Annotated in this window: 17 protein-coding genes; 6 read left to right on the top strand and 11 right to left on the bottom strand. The window is 64.5% G+C overall.

Annotated elements, in window-relative coordinates:
• Window positions 1-40 precede the first annotated feature (40 nt).
• The 3 genes from I6L48_RS05010 to bioH form a co-directional block, all read right to left on the bottom strand.
• On the bottom strand, window positions 41-802 hold the full coding sequence (locus I6L48_RS05010) for a putative metalloprotease CJM1_0395 family protein (protein ID WP_103259342.1): 762 nt from the start codon (window positions 800-802) through the stop codon (window positions 41-43).
• 1 nt (window position 803) lies between these two features.
• Window positions 804-1,037 (bottom strand): hypothetical protein, encoded by a 234-nt coding sequence (locus tag I6L48_RS05005; RefSeq protein ID WP_010672552.1) that lies wholly within the window; start codon window positions 1,035-1,037, stop codon window positions 804-806.
• 72 nt (window positions 1,038-1,109) lie between these two features.
• On the bottom strand, window positions 1,110-1,874 hold the full coding sequence (gene bioH / locus I6L48_RS05000) for a pimeloyl-ACP methyl ester esterase BioH (protein WP_113069451.1): 765 nt from the start codon (window positions 1,872-1,874) through the stop codon (window positions 1,110-1,112).
• A 38-nt stretch (window positions 1,875-1,912) separates the two neighbouring features.
• Between bioH and I6L48_RS04995 the strand changes: the two genes are divergently transcribed.
• Together I6L48_RS04995 and nfuA are read left to right on the top strand one after the other, a co-directional pair.
• A complete protein-coding gene (locus tag I6L48_RS04995) occupies window positions 1,913-2,641 on the top strand; it encodes a ComF family protein (RefSeq protein WP_113069449.1) in 729 nt (242 codons plus the stop codon).
• 148 nt (window positions 2,642-2,789) lie between these two features.
• Window positions 2,790-3,368: a Fe-S biogenesis protein NfuA gene (gene nfuA, locus I6L48_RS04990; RefSeq protein WP_010672549.1), complete on the top strand. Its 579-nt coding sequence runs from the start codon at window positions 2,790-2,792 to the stop codon at window positions 3,366-3,368.
• 83 nt (window positions 3,369-3,451) lie between these two features.
• Here nfuA and gpsA read toward each other — a convergent pair whose 3' ends face one another.
• From gpsA to I6L48_RS04975, 3 genes are read right to left on the bottom strand one after another with little or no spacing between them, the layout of a single operon-like run.
• Window positions 3,452-4,456, bottom strand: coding sequence for an NAD(P)H-dependent glycerol-3-phosphate dehydrogenase (gene gpsA / locus I6L48_RS04985; protein WP_041212174.1), 1,005 nt, complete (start codon window positions 4,454-4,456; stop codon window positions 3,452-3,454).
• 2 nt (window positions 4,457-4,458) lie between these two features.
• Complete coding sequence (gene secB / locus I6L48_RS04980) at window positions 4,459-4,929, bottom strand: protein-export chaperone SecB (RefSeq protein WP_010672547.1); 471 nt, start codon at window positions 4,927-4,929, stop codon at window positions 4,459-4,461.
• Between the two features lie 46 nt (window positions 4,930-4,975).
• Window positions 4,976-5,407, bottom strand: coding sequence for a rhodanese-like domain-containing protein (locus tag I6L48_RS04975; protein WP_010672546.1), 432 nt, complete (start codon window positions 5,405-5,407; stop codon window positions 4,976-4,978).
• Between the two features lie 348 nt (window positions 5,408-5,755).
• On the opposite strand from I6L48_RS04975, the gene gpmM reads away from it, so the two are divergent.
• A complete protein-coding gene (gene gpmM, locus I6L48_RS04970) occupies window positions 5,756-7,285 on the top strand; it encodes a 2,3-bisphosphoglycerate-independent phosphoglycerate mutase (protein WP_052816405.1) in 1,530 nt (509 codons plus the stop codon).
• A 9-nt stretch (window positions 7,286-7,294) separates the two neighbouring features.
• Window positions 7,295-8,698, top strand: a complete 1,404-nt coding sequence (locus I6L48_RS04965) for a peptidoglycan DD-metalloendopeptidase family protein (protein ID WP_039039497.1) — start codon at window positions 7,295-7,297, stop codon at window positions 8,696-8,698.
• A gap of 206 nt (window positions 8,699-8,904) precedes the next feature.
• Here the strand turns inward: I6L48_RS04965 and I6L48_RS04960 are convergent, their stop codons facing one another.
• Complete coding sequence (locus I6L48_RS04960; RefSeq protein WP_113069447.1) at window positions 8,905-9,555, bottom strand: Qnr family pentapeptide repeat protein; 651 nt, start codon at window positions 9,553-9,555, stop codon at window positions 8,905-8,907.
• Between the two features lie 88 nt (window positions 9,556-9,643).
• Here I6L48_RS04960 and I6L48_RS04955 point away from each other — a divergent pair, with 88 nt between their 5' ends.
• Together I6L48_RS04955 and I6L48_RS04950 are read left to right on the top strand one after the other, a co-directional pair.
• A complete protein-coding gene (locus I6L48_RS04955) occupies window positions 9,644-10,651 on the top strand; it encodes a substrate-binding domain-containing protein (RefSeq protein ID WP_039039499.1) in 1,008 nt (335 codons plus the stop codon).
• Between the two features lie 110 nt (window positions 10,652-10,761).
• The gene (locus I6L48_RS04950) at window positions 10,762-11,151 is read left to right on the top strand and encodes a nuclear transport factor 2 family protein (protein WP_180898699.1); all 390 of its coding nucleotides are present in this window, start codon (window positions 10,762-10,764) and stop codon (window positions 11,149-11,151) included.
• Window positions 11,152-11,206: 55 nt separating this feature from the next.
• On the opposite strand, the gene I6L48_RS04945 is transcribed toward I6L48_RS04950, so the two are convergent.
• The 4 genes from I6L48_RS04945 to I6L48_RS04930 all read right to left on the bottom strand — a co-directional run bounded on the left by I6L48_RS04945 (window position 11,207) and on the right by I6L48_RS04930 (window position 15,055).
• Window positions 11,207-11,899, bottom strand: coding sequence for an AraC family transcriptional regulator (locus I6L48_RS04945; protein ID WP_113069445.1), 693 nt, complete (start codon window positions 11,897-11,899; stop codon window positions 11,207-11,209).
• A 138-nt stretch (window positions 11,900-12,037) separates the two neighbouring features.
• The gene (locus I6L48_RS04940; protein ID WP_039039502.1) at window positions 12,038-12,679 is read right to left on the bottom strand and encodes a bifunctional 4-hydroxy-2-oxoglutarate aldolase/2-dehydro-3-deoxy-phosphogluconate aldolase; all 642 of its coding nucleotides are present in this window, start codon (window positions 12,677-12,679) and stop codon (window positions 12,038-12,040) included.
• Between the two features lie 9 nt (window positions 12,680-12,688).
• Window positions 12,689-14,485: a phosphogluconate dehydratase gene (edd, locus tag I6L48_RS04935; RefSeq protein WP_113069443.1), complete on the bottom strand. Its 1,797-nt coding sequence runs from the start codon at window positions 14,483-14,485 to the stop codon at window positions 12,689-12,691.
• A gap of 60 nt (window positions 14,486-14,545) precedes the next feature.
• Window positions 14,546-15,055 (bottom strand): gluconokinase, encoded by a 510-nt coding sequence (locus I6L48_RS04930; RefSeq protein WP_039039504.1) that lies wholly within the window; start codon window positions 15,053-15,055, stop codon window positions 14,546-14,548.
• Window positions 15,056-15,128: the final 73 nt, after the last annotated feature.

Genomic DNA, 15,128 nt, shown 5'->3' with positions numbered 1-15,128 from the left:
AGCCCCGAAAGGGGCTTTTTCATGCCTGCACGGAGCGGGATCAAACGTCCTGACTCAGGCTATGCGGGGAGGCCGGCCTCACCGCTTGCTGATAGTGCCTGGCAATCACCTGGTTTCGATTGTCCATATAAGCACCGAGCGGGCCTGTGGTTTCCTGCCTGAGGGTCATCAGATCCTTGCGGGCCTGTGCCTCCTTGCCAGAGGCGGCACGGGCCACACTCATGTCTTGTGACGATGGTTCATCGGGAGCCAGTGCAGCGGCACGCACCTGCTGCATCTTGGCGATGGTCGCGGCGGGATCCCCGGGAATGGTCCCCATGTCGATGACCACCTCCCCCCCGGTGGCATAACGCTTGCCATCCGGCCCACGGGAAAACTGGTAGGTAGGGCTCCCCGCATGCTCGCCGCCGGCTGCCTGGTGAGCCTGCTCGTGCTTGCGAACTTCGAGATCCCGTTCGACCAGCGCAGCCACCTGACGCTGCTGCTTTTGCTGCTCCTGCTGCTCACCCTCCTGACGTTGTCGACGCTCCCCCTCCTCCCCCGTTGCCTCGACAAAACGGTGCGCCACCATCACGGGGCCGGTCTGGCCGTTCTCTTTCGTGGACGAGGATGGGGCGGCGGGATTGGCCTGGGCGGCCCGGGCTCTCTCTTTCTGGGAACCGACGCCGGACTCGGCGTTGGACGCCTCACTCTGGCGGCTGGGGGGCACCAGTTCGGCGCGGCGGTTGTCAGTCTGTGCCGATTCCGTCTGCGGCTGCAGTTGATTCGGAATGATGGTCGGCAGACTGACGTTGATGTTCATGTCACACCCGGATATCGATCAGGGTGCCCAGCATGTCGCTGGCCGTCTGGATCACCTTGGCGGATGCCCCGGCATGCAGCTCGGCCACCTTGAGATTCACCAGTTCATCCGGCAACTGCACCTGATCACCCGCTGGCGTATTGAGACGGGCGATCTGGCTGGACGCCTGGCCGGCCAACTGCTCGGCCCGTTGGAACCCCTGCACGCCCGCCGTCATGGCTGATTCGATACGCATTGGCACACTCCTCTGTAGGGTTGGCTAATTATCCACCAACCTGACGAGTTATTGAAGCCTGCCGCTCAAATCTCAGTCAATGAACCGCCGCAGGAGGGTGATGAACTGCTCTGGATGGGAGATGAAGGGAGCATGGGATGCCTTCTCCAGCACCAGACTGTGGCTGGCAGGGTAGCGCGCATCCAGCAAGGGGATCGCCGCCTTCGGCACCAGGGTATCCAGCCTGCCGTAAAGACGCAGCCAGGGCAGATCCAGGCCGATCAGTTCATCCCGCAGATCGACCTCGGCCAGCAGGCCCAGACCCGCCTCCAGGGCCGCAAGCCGGGGAGCGGGTCGCTCCGCCAGCCAGTGACGCAACTGGCGAATGTCGTTTCTGGCGTGCTCGCTGCCCATGGCCTGGATCGCGAGGAAGCGCTCTATGGTCTGCATGAAGTCGCCGGCCAGCATCTGGTTGAACCCCGCCAGCACCTTGGGGGCAATCCCGGGCCACTCGTCGCGGGCCATGAAGCAGGGAGAGCTGGCTACGGTAATGAGAGAGTGAAGGCGCCCAGGCATGGTCAGCGCCAACTGGCTCGCCACCAGACCACCGAGGGACCAGCCGAGCAGATGGCATTTTTCAGGCAATATGGCCGCCACCTGCTCTGCCAGCCAGGGCAGGGTGTAGTCTGTCCCTGCTTGCAGGGGGCTGTTGCCAAAGCCGGGCAGGTCCACCAGATGCAGCCGATAGTGGGCAGCCAGTTCTTGGGCAATACCGTGCCAGACGGCCCCGTTCATGCCCCAGCCATGCAACAACACCAGGTCCGGGCCCTGGCCAAACCGCTCAACCGATACGCTCATCTAGACTCAAGATCCCTGTTTATCTGCTTGGAGCCTGCATGTTAAAGCGGCTGCTCGCCAAAGCAAGTCCGATCCTTGGCACCCAGTCCGACTGGCTCGGTCTGTGCCTGCTCTGTCGCCAACCCTGTGACGAGACGCCCTTGTTGTGCTCCTGGTGCCGCCACGCCCAGCGCCAGCACGACAGACGATGCCTGATGTGTGCAGCACCGCTGCCGGAGCAACATCGCGAGAGCGAACTGCTGTGCGGACGCTGCCAGCGCAGACCCGCCCCCTGGGAGCGTTTGCAGGTGATCGGCGATTATCAGGCACCTTATGCCCAACTCATCCCCCGGCTGAAGTATTCCGGTCAGATCCTGCTCGCGCCGCTGCTTGCCCGCCTGCTGGCAGACCATCTGGATCTCGCCAACCCGCCGCAGGTCATCATTCCGGTTCCCCTGCACTGGTGGCGCCAGTGGTGGCGCGGCTTCAACCAGGCAGAAGAAATCGGCCATGCCCTGAGCGCACTCACCGGCATTCCTTGCGACACCCGCGTACTGTGCCGGACAAGGTCGACCCCGCAACAGACCCGGCTCAGTGCCGGCCAGCGGCGACGCAATCTGCGTGGCGCCTTCGAAATGGCACCTCACCACTACCGGCATGTGGCACTGCTCGATGATGTGGTCACCACGGGCGCCACCGCAGGTCAGCTCACCCGGTTGCTTCATGAGCACGGCGTCACCACGGTAGAGGTGTGGGCCATCTGCCGTACCCTCCGACACCTGAAATAACCGGGCAGGGATCCGGCCCGGGAGGCCGCTGACGGCATGATTCCGATACGCCCGGGCTCACAGGCTCGCCATCGGCACGCTACCCAAGCCCCGCCAAGCGAGTTATCATGAATACCCTAGTCGTACACTCAGGTTTATGAGGATAGTGATGATCAGCATTTCCGACACCGCCCAGGCCCACTTCCGCAAGTTGCTGGAGAAGCAGCCTGATGGCACCAACATCCGGGTGTTTGTGGTCAATCCGGGAACCCAGAATGCCGAGTGCGGCGTATCCTATTGCCCACCCGACGCGGTCGATCCGGAAGATCAGCACCTGCCCTTCAGCGGCTTCGACTGCCTGGTCGATCCCCTGAGCGCCCCCTTTCTGGTGGATGCCACCATCGACTTCGTCACCGATCAGATGGGCTCCCAGCTCACCCTGAAAGCCCCCAACGCCAAGATGCGCAAAGTGGCCGACGACGCCCCGCTGATCGACCGTATCGAATACGTGTTGATGTCCGAGGTGAACCCCATGCTGGCCGGTCACGGCGGCAAGGTCACCCTGGTCGAGCTGACCGACGACAAACTGGCCATCCTGCAGTTCGGCGGCGGTTGCAACGGTTGCTCCATGGTCGACTACACCCTGAAAGAGGGGATCGAGAAGCAGTTGCTGGAGAAATTCCCGGGCGAACTCAACGGCGTCAAGGATGCCACCGAGCACCAGCGCGGCGATCACTCCTACTACTGATTTGCTGCCGCTGTCGCAAAGACATGCGGCAAAGAAAAGGCCCCGCCAGCTGGCGGGGCCTTTTGCATTCTGCAGCGGGCGGATCACTCGTCCTTCTTGTCTCGCGACAGCAGGGCGATGGCCGCCTCTTTCGGATTCTTGCCTTCGTACAGCACTTTGAAGATCTGTTCGCAGATGGGCATCTCGACGCCGCAACGGGCCGCCAGCAGATGCACCTCCTTGGTGTTGCGATAGCCTTCCACCACCTGGCCTATCTCGGCCATGGCGGTGTCAACCGACTTGCCCGCTCCCAGCGCCAGACCGAAACGGCGGTTGCGCGACTGGTTGTCGGTACAGGTCAACACCAGATCCCCGAGCCCCGCCATCCCCATGAAGGTCTTGGCATCGGCCCCGAGGGCGGCGCCGAGGCGCTGCATCTCCACCAGACCCCGAGTGATGAGCGCGGTTCTGGCGTTGGCGCCAAAGCCGAGTCCGTCAGAGAGACCGGCACCGATGGCGATGACGTTCTTGACCGCCCCGCCCAGCTGCAGACCGATGAAGTCCGGATTGGTATAGACCCGGAACGAGCGGCCGCAGTGCAGCAGGTGGGAGAGATCGTCGGCAAAGTCGTCGTGGGTGGAGGCCACCGAGATGGCGGTCGGCAGACCGGCAGCCAGCTCGCGGGCGAAAGTCGGGCCCGAGATGACCGCCAGTGGAATGGCATCCCCCAGCACCTCCCGCGCCACCTCTTGCAGCAGACGGCCGCTGTCCGGCTCCAGCCCCTTGGTGGCCCAGGCGATCCGGGTATCCGGGCGCAGGAAGGGTTTGACCCGGGCCAGTACCTGGCCGAACACATGACTCGGCACCACCAGCAGCAGCACGGGAGCGGCTTGCACCGCCGTCTGCAGATCCGACGTCAGTTGCAGATCGGCCGGGAAGGGGACATCCGGCAAGAATGCCTTGTTGCAGCGATCCTGTTCCAGCTCGGCGACATGGGCAGGGTCGTGACCCCACAGCAGGGTCGGATGACCGTTGCGCGCCAGAGAAATGGCAAGGGCGGAGCCATAAGACCCCGCCCCCAGGACCGAGATTGCGATCTGGTCGGCCATTATCAGGCTTCCGCAGTCGCCTGCTGGGCCTGAACCTGCGCCATGTGCTGGGCGAACAGGGCGTCGAAGTTGACCGGAGCCAGGTTCAGTTGCGGGAAGGAACCCTTGCTCACCAGGTTGGACACCGCTTCGCGGGCATACGGGAACAGGATGTTCGGGCAGAAGGCCGCCAGGCAGTGGGCCAGTTGCGGCTCAGGCAGGTTGCCGATGGTGAAGATGCCGGCTTGCTGCACTTCGCACAGGAAGGCGGTCTCGGTTTCCAGCTTGCAGGTGACAGTCAGGGTCAGCACCACTTCATAGACGCTGTCGGCCAGGACATTGGTCTTGGTGTCCATGTCCAGCTTGACGTCCGGCTGCCACTCTTTCTGGAAGATGTGCGGGGTATTCGGGGCTTCGAAGGAGACATCCTTGGTGTAGACACGCTGGATGTGGAATTCCGGTTGCACTTCCTGGTTGTTGATTTCGTCAGCCATTTCGTTTGATTCCTTTTAAGATAATGAGTGGGCGCAGGCCCTTAAATCAGCGTTTTTTGGTCACCGGCAGATTGTCTGCACGCCATTGGGCCATGCCACCGCTGAGCACATACACCTGCTTGAAACCGGCCTTGCTCAGTTGGCGACCCGCGCCACCAGCGGTCATCCCCGACTCGCACACCACTATGATGGGGGCATCCTTGTGCTTTTCAACCGGACCCAGATTATTCGCCTGGATCTGGGCGAGCGGCAGGTGATGGGCCCCGGCCAGATGGCCCTTGGCAAATTCATCCTGACTGCGAATGTCCACGACGGTGGCATTTTCACGGTTGATAAGCAGGGTAGCGGCGTGGTTGTTGACCGCCTTCACCGGAGAAAAACGAGCACGCACAGTGGTGTACACCAGGGTGCCTGCCAGGCCCAACCAGGCTGCGGTCAGCAGCGGATTGCGGGCCGCGAAATCCAAATACTCTTGCATCTTCTACTATCCAGGGACCAAGACAAGGGCCCGAGTATACATGGGGCCCTGCATAAGATCAGCCATCTTGGCGGCAAAGCGAGAGCAAGCTCCCATCAGGGATGGCTGCCGATTCTTCCTCCTCCAACCGGGCCGAACGAGAGGATGCTCCATGCCGAAAAGAGGGGGGAAACAGAGGAAAACCCGCCGCGGCAGACAAGCCGGCAACATGCCTAAAACAGCGGGATAACAGTTAAAAAGCGAGGCTGGAGAGGGACTTGGCTATCAGGTGACTATTTCGGCAGATGTAGTAATATTACGCTAGTTTCACTTCCCGCAATTCATTCCTATCCGAGAGGACATAGCCTTATGTCAACAGCTAAGAAACCGCTGGTTCTGGTCATCATGGACGGTTGGGGCTACAGCACCAAGCAAGAGTACAACGCCGTTGCTGCCGCCAAGACCCCCAACCTGGATCGCCTGGCCCGTGACTACACCAGCACCCTGATCTCCGGCTCCGGCCTGGACGTGGGTCTGCCGGACGGCCAGATGGGCAACTCCGAAGTGGGCCACACCAATATCGGTGCCGGTCGCGTCGTCTATCAGGAGCTGACCCGCATCTCCAAGGACATCCAGGACGGCGACTTCTTCCAGAACGTCGAGCTGGCCAAGGCTGTCGACGCTGCCGTGACCAAGGGCAAGGCCGTGCACATCATGGGTCTGATGTCCCCGGGTGGCGTACACAGCCACGAAGAGCACATCATGGGCATGATCGAGATGGCCGCCAAGCGTGGCGCCGAGCAGATCTACTTCCACGCCTTCCTGGATGGCCGCGACGTCCCGCCGCGCAGTGCCCAGTCCTCCATCGAGCTGTTCGACGCCCTGTTTGCCCGACTGGGCAAGGGCCGTTTCGCCTCCATGATCGGTCGTTACTACGCCATGGACCGCGACAACCGCTGGGATCGCGTGCAGCAGGCCTATGACCTGATGACCCAGGGCAAGGGCGAATTCACCGCTGACAACGCCACCGACGCGCTGGCCGCCGCCTATGCCCGCGACGAGAACGACGAGTTCGTCAAAGCCACCCGCATCGGCGACGCTGTACCGATGATCGACGGCGATGCGCTGATCTTCATGAACTTCCGCGCCGACCGCGCCCGCGAAATCACCCGCGCCTTCGTCGATACCGACTTCACCGGCTTCGCCCGCACCGCCACCCCGGCCCTGCACTTCGTGATGCTGACCGAATACGCGGCCGACATCAAAACCGCCTGCGCCTATCCGCCCACCGCCCTGGTCAATACCCTGGGTGAGTGGCTGGCCAAGCAGGGCAAGACCCAGCTGCGCATCTCCGAGACCGAGAAGTACGCCCACGTCACCTTCTTCTTCAACGGTGGCGAAGAGGCCTGCTTCACTGGCGAAGATCGCGAAATCGTAGCGAGCCCGAAAGTGGCTACCTATGACCTGCAGCCGGAGATGAGCTCCGAAGAGCTGACCGACAAGCTGGTTGCGGCCATCAAGAGCGGCAAGTACGACGTCATCATCTGCAACTACCCGAACGGCGACATGGTCGGCCACACCGGCGTGTTCGATGCAGCCGTCAAAGCCTGTGAAGCGGTCGACCACTGTATCGGTCGCGTCACCGACGCCCTGGCGGAAGTGGGCGGCGAGTGCCTCATCACCGCCGACCATGGCAACGCCGAGAAGATGATGGACGAAGAGACTGGTCAGGCCCACACCGCCCACACCAATCTGCCGGTTCCCCTCATCTACTTCGGTCGTAAAGCCGAGGTCGCCGAAGGTGGCAAACTGTCCGATCTGGCCCCCACCATGCTGACCCTGATGGGTCTGCCGGTGCCGCCGGAAATGACTGGCAAGCCCCTGATGATTCTGAAATAATCCTGCCCCATGCGGGGATGCGAAATTATTTCACAGAAAACCAGTCGCGTCGGCCTGTTGGCCGGCGCGCTGTTTTTTTGCCTGATCGGCGGTACCGGCACAGCCCAGGCTGCGAACCAGCAGTTGGGGGCCATGCAGTCCCAGATCAAGGAACAGCAACAGACCCTCAAGCTCAGCAAGCAGGAGCTTGCCAAGCTCAACACCCAGCTCAAGGCTGACGAGCAGGCCATTTCGGCTGCCGCCGCCAAACTCGAGCAGACCAGACAGCAACTCCGGCAGAACCAGCAGAAGCTGGCGTCCCTGCAGCAGGACAAGCTGGCACTGGAGCAACAAGCAAAACATCAGAAACAGTTGCTGGCCAAGCAGGCGGAAAGCGCCTTCCAGGCGGGCAACCACGATTACCTCAAACTGCTGCTCAACCAGCAGGATCCGGCCAAGCTGAGCCGCGCCCTCGACTATTTCGACTACCTCAACAAGGCCCGTATCGAGGCCATTGAAGCCCTGCGCGCCACCCGTGACAAGCTGGCCAAGAACCAGCAGGCCACCAGGGAGACCGAGAACCGCCTCCAGACCCTGCTCGGCGAGCAGCAGGAGCATCACCAGAGCCTGCTGGCCAGCCAGCAGAGCCGTGCCAAGGTGCGCAACCAGTTGCAGCAATCGGTGCAGGCCGACGAGCAGAAGCTCGACAAGCTGGTCAAGGCGGAGAAGGCGCTCAAGGCGCGGCTGGAAGAGCTGCGTCGTCAGCAGGAAGAAAAGGAACGCCGCGAACGGGCCGAGCGGGAGCGCCTCGCCAAGATCAAGGCCGAGCAGGAGCGCCAGCGCCGTCTGGAGGCCCAGCGCCTGGCAGCCGAACAGAAACGCATCGAGGAACAGCAGCGGATCGCCGCCCAGCAGCGCCAGGTCGGTGAACAGCAGCGGCTGGCGGCCCAGCAGCAACGCGTCGCCGAGCAGCAGGCCAAGGTGGCGCAGCAGCAAGCGGCCGCCCGCAACAGCGCCAAGGCGAGCAGCAACGGCTACGGCGGTCTGAGCACGGGTGGCAACCTGCGCTGGCCCGTGCAGGGCCCCATCCTCATCTCCTACGGCTCGCCACGTACCGCCGAGCTGAAGTGGAAGGGCACCCTGATCGGCGCCAGCGAAGGGACCCAGGTCAAGGCGGTGGCACCGGGCCAGGTGGTCTACGCCGACTGGCTCGACGGCTTCGGCATGCTGCTGGTCATCGACCACGGCAAGGGCTACATGAGCCTCTACGGCCACAACCAGTCGCTGCTGCGCCAGGTGGGACAAAAGGTGGAGCAGGGTGAGCCCGTGGCCCTGGTCGGCGACAGCGGCGGACAGGAGCGCTCCGGCCTCTACTTCGAGATCCGCTATCAGGGCGAGGCCATCAACCCGACCAAGTGGCTGGCCAGACGCTAAGCCCGCCTTGGCGGTGCCCGAGCGGAGTCCGCTACCTCATCCCCAGCCCTTCTCCCGCGAGGGGAGCAGGGAGCAAAAGACAGCAACACCGCGTCGTTTACCACTTCACCCGACAAAAAGTCTGCATCGCGCAGGCTTTTTGCTTGGCAGGGGAGGCACCACACCGCCCGCCCCGATGATGAAAACTTACCTCTTTTCCACCCCGCTCAGGGGAAGACCACCAGCCCGATCTGCTCCAGCAGCCCCTGCTGCTGATCTTCAGTGATCTGCACCCCGGCGAGGTTGACCCGGCGCAGATCCAGGCCGGGCAGATCGCACTGGCGCAGATCGCAGCCTTGCAGGTTGAAGCTGGTCCAGTCGATTTGCCCGAACTCGGAGCCGCTGAGATCCGAGCCCGCCAGGGAGGCGCCCAGCAGGTTGGCCCCCTGCCAGCGGTTGCCGGCAAGCTCGCACCGCTCCAGCAGGCAGCTTTCGAAGTTGGCGTAGCTGAAGTTGTTGCCGGTGAGGTGGGCTTCGCAGAAGTAGCTTTTGGCGGTGATCCGGTTGGCGAAGCTGGCATGGGCGAAGTTGATCCCCATGGCCTGGCAGTCGCGCATCTCCAGCCCAAGACACTGGCTGCGGCCGAAGTCCGACAGGGTGAGATCGCAGCGCAGGAAGCTCACCTCCCTCAGATCGCAGCCCTGAAACAGGCATCCCAGCTCCCGTTCCCTGTCATAGAAGCTGCAGTCGACGAAGCGGCTCTCCCCGAGATCGAGCCAGGAGAAGTGACAGCCGATGAAGCGGCACCCCTGGAACTGCTCCCCCTCCACCTCCTGCTGCTCGAAGTGGACCCCCTCGAAACACCTGCCCTTGATCATCCCCTGCCCCCTGTTGATGGCGTCATATGCTGACATTGCCGTGCAAAAACGGTAATGTTACGTGTAACATTTTTTGCCGGATCCCCAGATGAACGACACCCGCAAGCGCCGCCCTACCCTGCAGGACATTGCCGACCTGACCGGTGTCACCAAGATGACCGTCAGCCGCTACCTGCGCGACCCGTCCGCCGTGGCCGAAGGGACCCGCGAACGCATCGCCGCCGCGGTGGAGGAGCTCGGCTACATCCCGAACCGGGCGCCGGACATGCTGTCGAACGCCACCAGCAAGGCGATCGGCATCCTGATCCCCTCCCTCTCCAACCAGGTCTTCTCGGCGGTGATCCACGGCATCGAGGCGGTGACCCGGCCCGCCGGCTACCAGACCCTGCTCGCCCACTACGGCTACAGCCCGGAGCGGGAGGAGGAGCAGGTCGCCTCCCTCCTCTCCTACAACGTGGACGGGCTCATCCTCTCGGACACCCAGCACACCGAGCGCACCCGCAAGATGATCGCCACCGCCGGCATCCCGGTGGTGGAGACCATGGATCTGCCCCTCTCCCCCATCGACATGGTGGTGGGCATGGATCACCGGGCCGCCGCCCGGGCCATGGTAACAGAGATGCTGCGCCGGGGACGGCGCAAGGTGATCTACCTCGGCGCCCGGCTCGACGTGCGCACCCAGCTGCGAATGGAAGGCTACTACCAGGCGATGGCCGATTTCGGTCTGACCGGCCAGCACCTGCTGACGGAGCAATCCTCCAGCTTCACCCTGGGGGGAGAGCTGCTGGCCCAGGCCATGGCGCGCTTCCCCGATCTCGACGGCCTGTTCTGCACCAACGACGACCTGGCAGTGGGGGCCCTGCTGCAATGCCAGGCCAGGTGGATCCCGGTGCCCCAGCAGGTGGCCATCGCCGGCAGCAACGCCCTCGACATCGGCCACGCCATGACCCCCAAGCTCGCCAGCATCGTCACCCCCCGCGAGACCATAGGTCGCGAAGCCGCCATCATGCTGCTGGCCCGCCTCGGCGGCCAGCCGCTGGCGACCAGGTGCAAGGACATCGGCTTCTCCCTCTATGAGGGGGAAAGCCTCGGCTGATCCCCGGCCATCATGGCGCGTTCGACCGCCATGATGGCGCCTTCTCCCCTCTCCCCTCGCCGCCCCCTGGCCTATGCTGGCTCCTCCATCCACCCTGTCAGGAGCAGACCATGCACCACACCGAACGATTGAAAGCCTGCCTGCAGCGCGTCATCTGCGATCCCGCCTTCCCTCTGGCGGAGCTCGACGCCTGGTTCACCCCCGACTACGGCCAGGAGGTGAACGGCGAGCGGCTCGACTACCCGGCGTTTCACCAGCACATCGCCACACTGCGCCGCCATCTGGCCGGGGCGAGCATCGAGTTTGTCGCCACCCTGGCGCAGGGGGAGCGGGTGCACTCGACCCATGTGGTACGGGCCACCCGCCAGGACGGCGGCACCCTGGTCTGCAAGGTGAGCGGCCTCTTCACCTTTCGCGGCGATCGGATCTGCCACACCGACGAGGTGACCTGTCTGCTGGCAGGCAGCAAGGAGGATGCGGATATCGGCTCGCGGCGCTGACTGCCGGCAACCCGCAGACACCGCCATGGCGGGCAGGAAGGCAGACGACGCGCCCTCAGGCCGCCTGTTCGCGCCGGGCAAGGCGCTGGAGGGCGCGGGACAAGGCGCCGGGATCTTCGTAGCCGAGCCGATCGGCGATCTGGGCCAGCGTGAGCCCCCGGTGCTGCAACTGGCGCGCCCGTCCCAGCACCACCTGCTCCCGCCACTGGCGAAAGCTGCACCCCAGCTGCTGGAGGAAGAGCCGGTTGAGGGTGCGCACCGAGGCGCCGCAATCTGCCGCCAGCGCCGTCAGCGTCAGATGGATGGCGGGTGCCTGGCACACCCTGTCCAGCACCCGCAGCAGGCGCGGGTCCAGCGCCCCGGCGAGGGGAATGCGCGCCGCGAGCGGGTCGGCGCGCTCCAGCTCCTGGCCAAGCACCGTCAGATAGGCCCCTTTCACCTCCTCCTCGGCCAGCTCGGACAGGCGGGCGAAGAGGCCCGCCAGCAGTGGGCTGGCCTGCAAGGGGCCGAAGGCGGTACGGGCCGACGTCGGCACATAGAGGAGGGAGAGTCGGGAGCGGCGCAGCACGCGAAACTCGTGCTCCCACCCCGCCGGAATAAAGCAGATCTGGCCCGCCACCAGCAGTTCTCCCTCCCCTCGCCCCGTGATGATGCCGCCCCCGTCGTGCAGATAGCAGTATTGGGCATGGGGGTGGCAGTGCAGCGCGGTGAAGTGCCCTTGCGGGTAGGATGGATGCAGACAGGACATGAAGGCTCCAGGGGAGAGGGGCGGCCCCCGACCTTAAGCCAGGGCGAGGCCGGAAGCAAACGGCCCACCCCCTCCGGGGGCGGAAAAACAGCAGGCCACCCGGGGGTGGCCTGTTTAATTTTTCTAAACGATATTTGCTTAACGTTTAACCAATTCAACCGCTTCCCGGGAGAGGCGGGTAACCTCCTCCCAGTTGCCGCTCTTGACGGCGTCTGCCGGCAGCATCCAGGAGCCGCCGACGGTGGCCACACATTTCAGTGCCAGGTAGTCGGCCACGTTTTTCGGTCCGATGCCGCCGGTGGGGCAGAACTTCACCTGGGGCAGAGGCGCCGCGATGGCGGAGAGTGCCTTGGTGCCGCCGTTCGCCTCGGCCGGGAAGAATTTGAGGTGGTCGTAGCCTGCTTCCAGCGCCTGCATCACCTCGGACGGGGTGGCCACGCCCGGGATCAGCGGCGCCGTGCTCTTGGCCGCGTGGGCCAGCAGGGCCGGGGTCATGCCCGGGGAGATGACGAAGCGGGCACCGGCAGCGACGGCGGCATCAAACTGCGCGCAGTTGAGCACGGTACCGGCACCGACCATGGCATCCGGCATCGCCTTGGCGATGAGGGCGATGGCGTCCAGCGCCACCGGGGTGCGCAGGGTGATCTCGAACACCGAGATGCCGCCGTCGAGCAGCGCCTTGGCCATCGGCAGGGCCTGCTCCAGGTCGTTGATGACCATCACGGGTACCAGGGGGGAGGCGGCAAACACCTCGGCAGGGGTCACTTTCCAGTTCTGCATAGCTCTTCCTTAGTCAAAGATGGTGGCGCCGCACTCGGCGCTCGATACCGCGCGACGCATCACGCTGAACAGTTCACGGCCCCACCCCTCTTGTTCCAGGGTGAGGTCGATCTCGGCCTGGGTACGGCCACTCAAATCGGTCAGGCAGTCGAGTCGGCCTGACTCGGCATCCACCCGCAGCAGGTCGCCATTGGCGAGCAGGCCGATGGCCCCGCCGTGCAGGGCTTCCGGGGTGACGTGGATGGCGGCCGGGATCTTGCCGGAGGCGCCGGAGAGGCGGCCGTCGGTGACCAGAGCCACCTTGTGACCCGCCTTCTGCAGGTTGCCAAGTACCGGCATCAGCTTGTGCAGCTCCGGCATGCCGTTGGCGGCCGGGCCGTTGTGGCGCACCACGATGACGGCGTCCTGGTTCAACTCACCGGCTTTGTAGGCCGCCTCCACCGCATGCTGGGAGGAGAAGACCCGGGCCGGGGCCTCGATGACCCGATACTCGGGCGCGACGGCGGAAACCTTGACCACGGCGCGGCCCAGGTTGCCCGCCAGCAGCTTGGTGCCGCCGGTGGCCTGGAACTCGCTGCCAGAGGGGGAGAGCACGCTCGGATCCCCGCTCTCGCCCACCGGTTGCCACACCAGCTTGCCATCCACCAGTGCCGGACGGCTGAGGTAGTCCTGCATCTCGCCGAAGACCGGGGTGGCATCCATGTGGATCAGCCCCTCTTCGGCCAGACGACGCATCAGGCCGGGCACGCCCCCCGCCTGCTCGAAGGCGTTGACGTCCGCCGGGCCGTTCGGGTACATGCGCACCAGGAGCGGCACCACGTCGGAGAGATCGCTCAGGTCGTCCCAGGTCAGCTCCAGCCCGGCGGCGCGGGCCAGCGCCACCATGTGGATGCTGTGGTTGGTGCTGCCGCCGGAGGCGAGCAGGGCCACCAGGCCGTTGACCAGAGCGCGCTCGTCGATCACCGCACTCAGGGGGCGATAGGCCGGGGAGCCCGGGATCATGGCGCTGATGCGGCGGGCCGCTTCCTCGGTGAGGGCGTGGCGCAGCTCGCTGTGGGGATGCACGAAGGCGGAGCCCGGCAGCATCAGGCCCATGGCTTCGAACACCAGCTGGTTGGTGTTGGCGGTGCCGTAGAAGGTGCAGGTGCCCGCCGCGTGGTAAGCGCCGCACTCCATCTTGAGCAGGGCGTCGCGGCCCACTTCACCGGCAGCGTACTGCTGGCGCACCTTCACCTTCTCGTCGTTGCTGATGCCGCTCGCCATGGGACCGGCAGGCACGAAGGCGGTGGGCAGGTGGGCGTGGGAAAGCGCCCCCATGATCTGGCCCGGGGCAATCTTGTCGCAGATGCCGAGCAGCAGGGTGGCGTCGAAGGTGTTGTGGGAGAGGGAGACCGCGGTGGCCTGGGCGATGAGGTCCCGGGAGAAGAGGGACATGTCCATCCCCGGCTGACCCTGGGTCACGCCGTCGCACATGGCGGGCACGCCGCCGGCGACCTGGGCGCTGTGGCCGAGCGCGGCCAGGGCGCCCTTGATGATGTCCGGGTAGCCCTGATAGGGCTGATGGGCACTCAGCATGTCGTTGTAGGCGGTGACGATGGCCACGTTGGCGCGGGTCATGTCGAGGATCCGCCCCTTCTCGTCACAGCTCGAGGCGGCCACGGCGTGGGCCAGGTTGCCACAGGAGAGGGAGGCGCGGGTCTTGCCCTGATCGGCCTGGCGCTGGATGCGGGCCAGGAAGCGGGCACGGCGGGCGGTGCTGCGCTCGCGGATGCGGTTGGTCACCTGGGTGATCACGGGATGGGTCATAGCTTTCTCTCCAACTCTATATACGGGCGCGGTCGGCTGCAGCCGACCGCGCGACATGGCTCATTGCGCCTGCGTCAGCGCGGTGACGGCACGGTCGACCACCTGTTCGAAGGTCCCGTCGATATCGATGCGAAACACGCCGGGCTCGCCATCCGGTCGCTCCAGGGTATCAAACTGGCTTTGTACCATGGCTTCGCGCATGAAGTGGCCCTGCCGTGCCCGCATCCGTTCGAGAATGAGGGACTGGCTGCCATCCAGAAACAGGAAACTCACCGAGTCGTTGCCCTCGCGGATCTGGTCGCGGTACTGCTTCTTGAGGGCCGAGCAGACGATGACGCCGAGCTCGTTCTTGCGCTCCAGGCTGTAGGCCGCATCGCGGATCCGCTCCAGCCAGGGGGCTCTGTCTTCATCGTTGAGCGGGTTGCCCGCCGCCATCTTCTGGATGTTCGCGCGAGGGTGCAGATCATCGCCGTCGATGAACTTGGCCCCCAGGGCATTGGCCACCTTGAGGCCGATGCTGGACTTGCCGCTGCCACACACACCCATCACGATAATGCACTTGCCCGCCATTATTTGACCTCTCTCTCACTTTTCAAAAAACGTTCGCCTGATGGGTTCTAAGCTACCACGTTACCGGTAACAT

This window comes from Aeromonas sp. FDAARGOS 1418 (assembly GCF_019048585.1).
Classification (GTDB): Bacteria; Pseudomonadota; Gammaproteobacteria; order Enterobacterales; family Aeromonadaceae; genus Aeromonas; species Aeromonas caviae.
The sequence above is the reverse complement of the archived record's forward strand: the minus strand, read 5'-3'. Positions and strand labels throughout refer to the sequence as shown.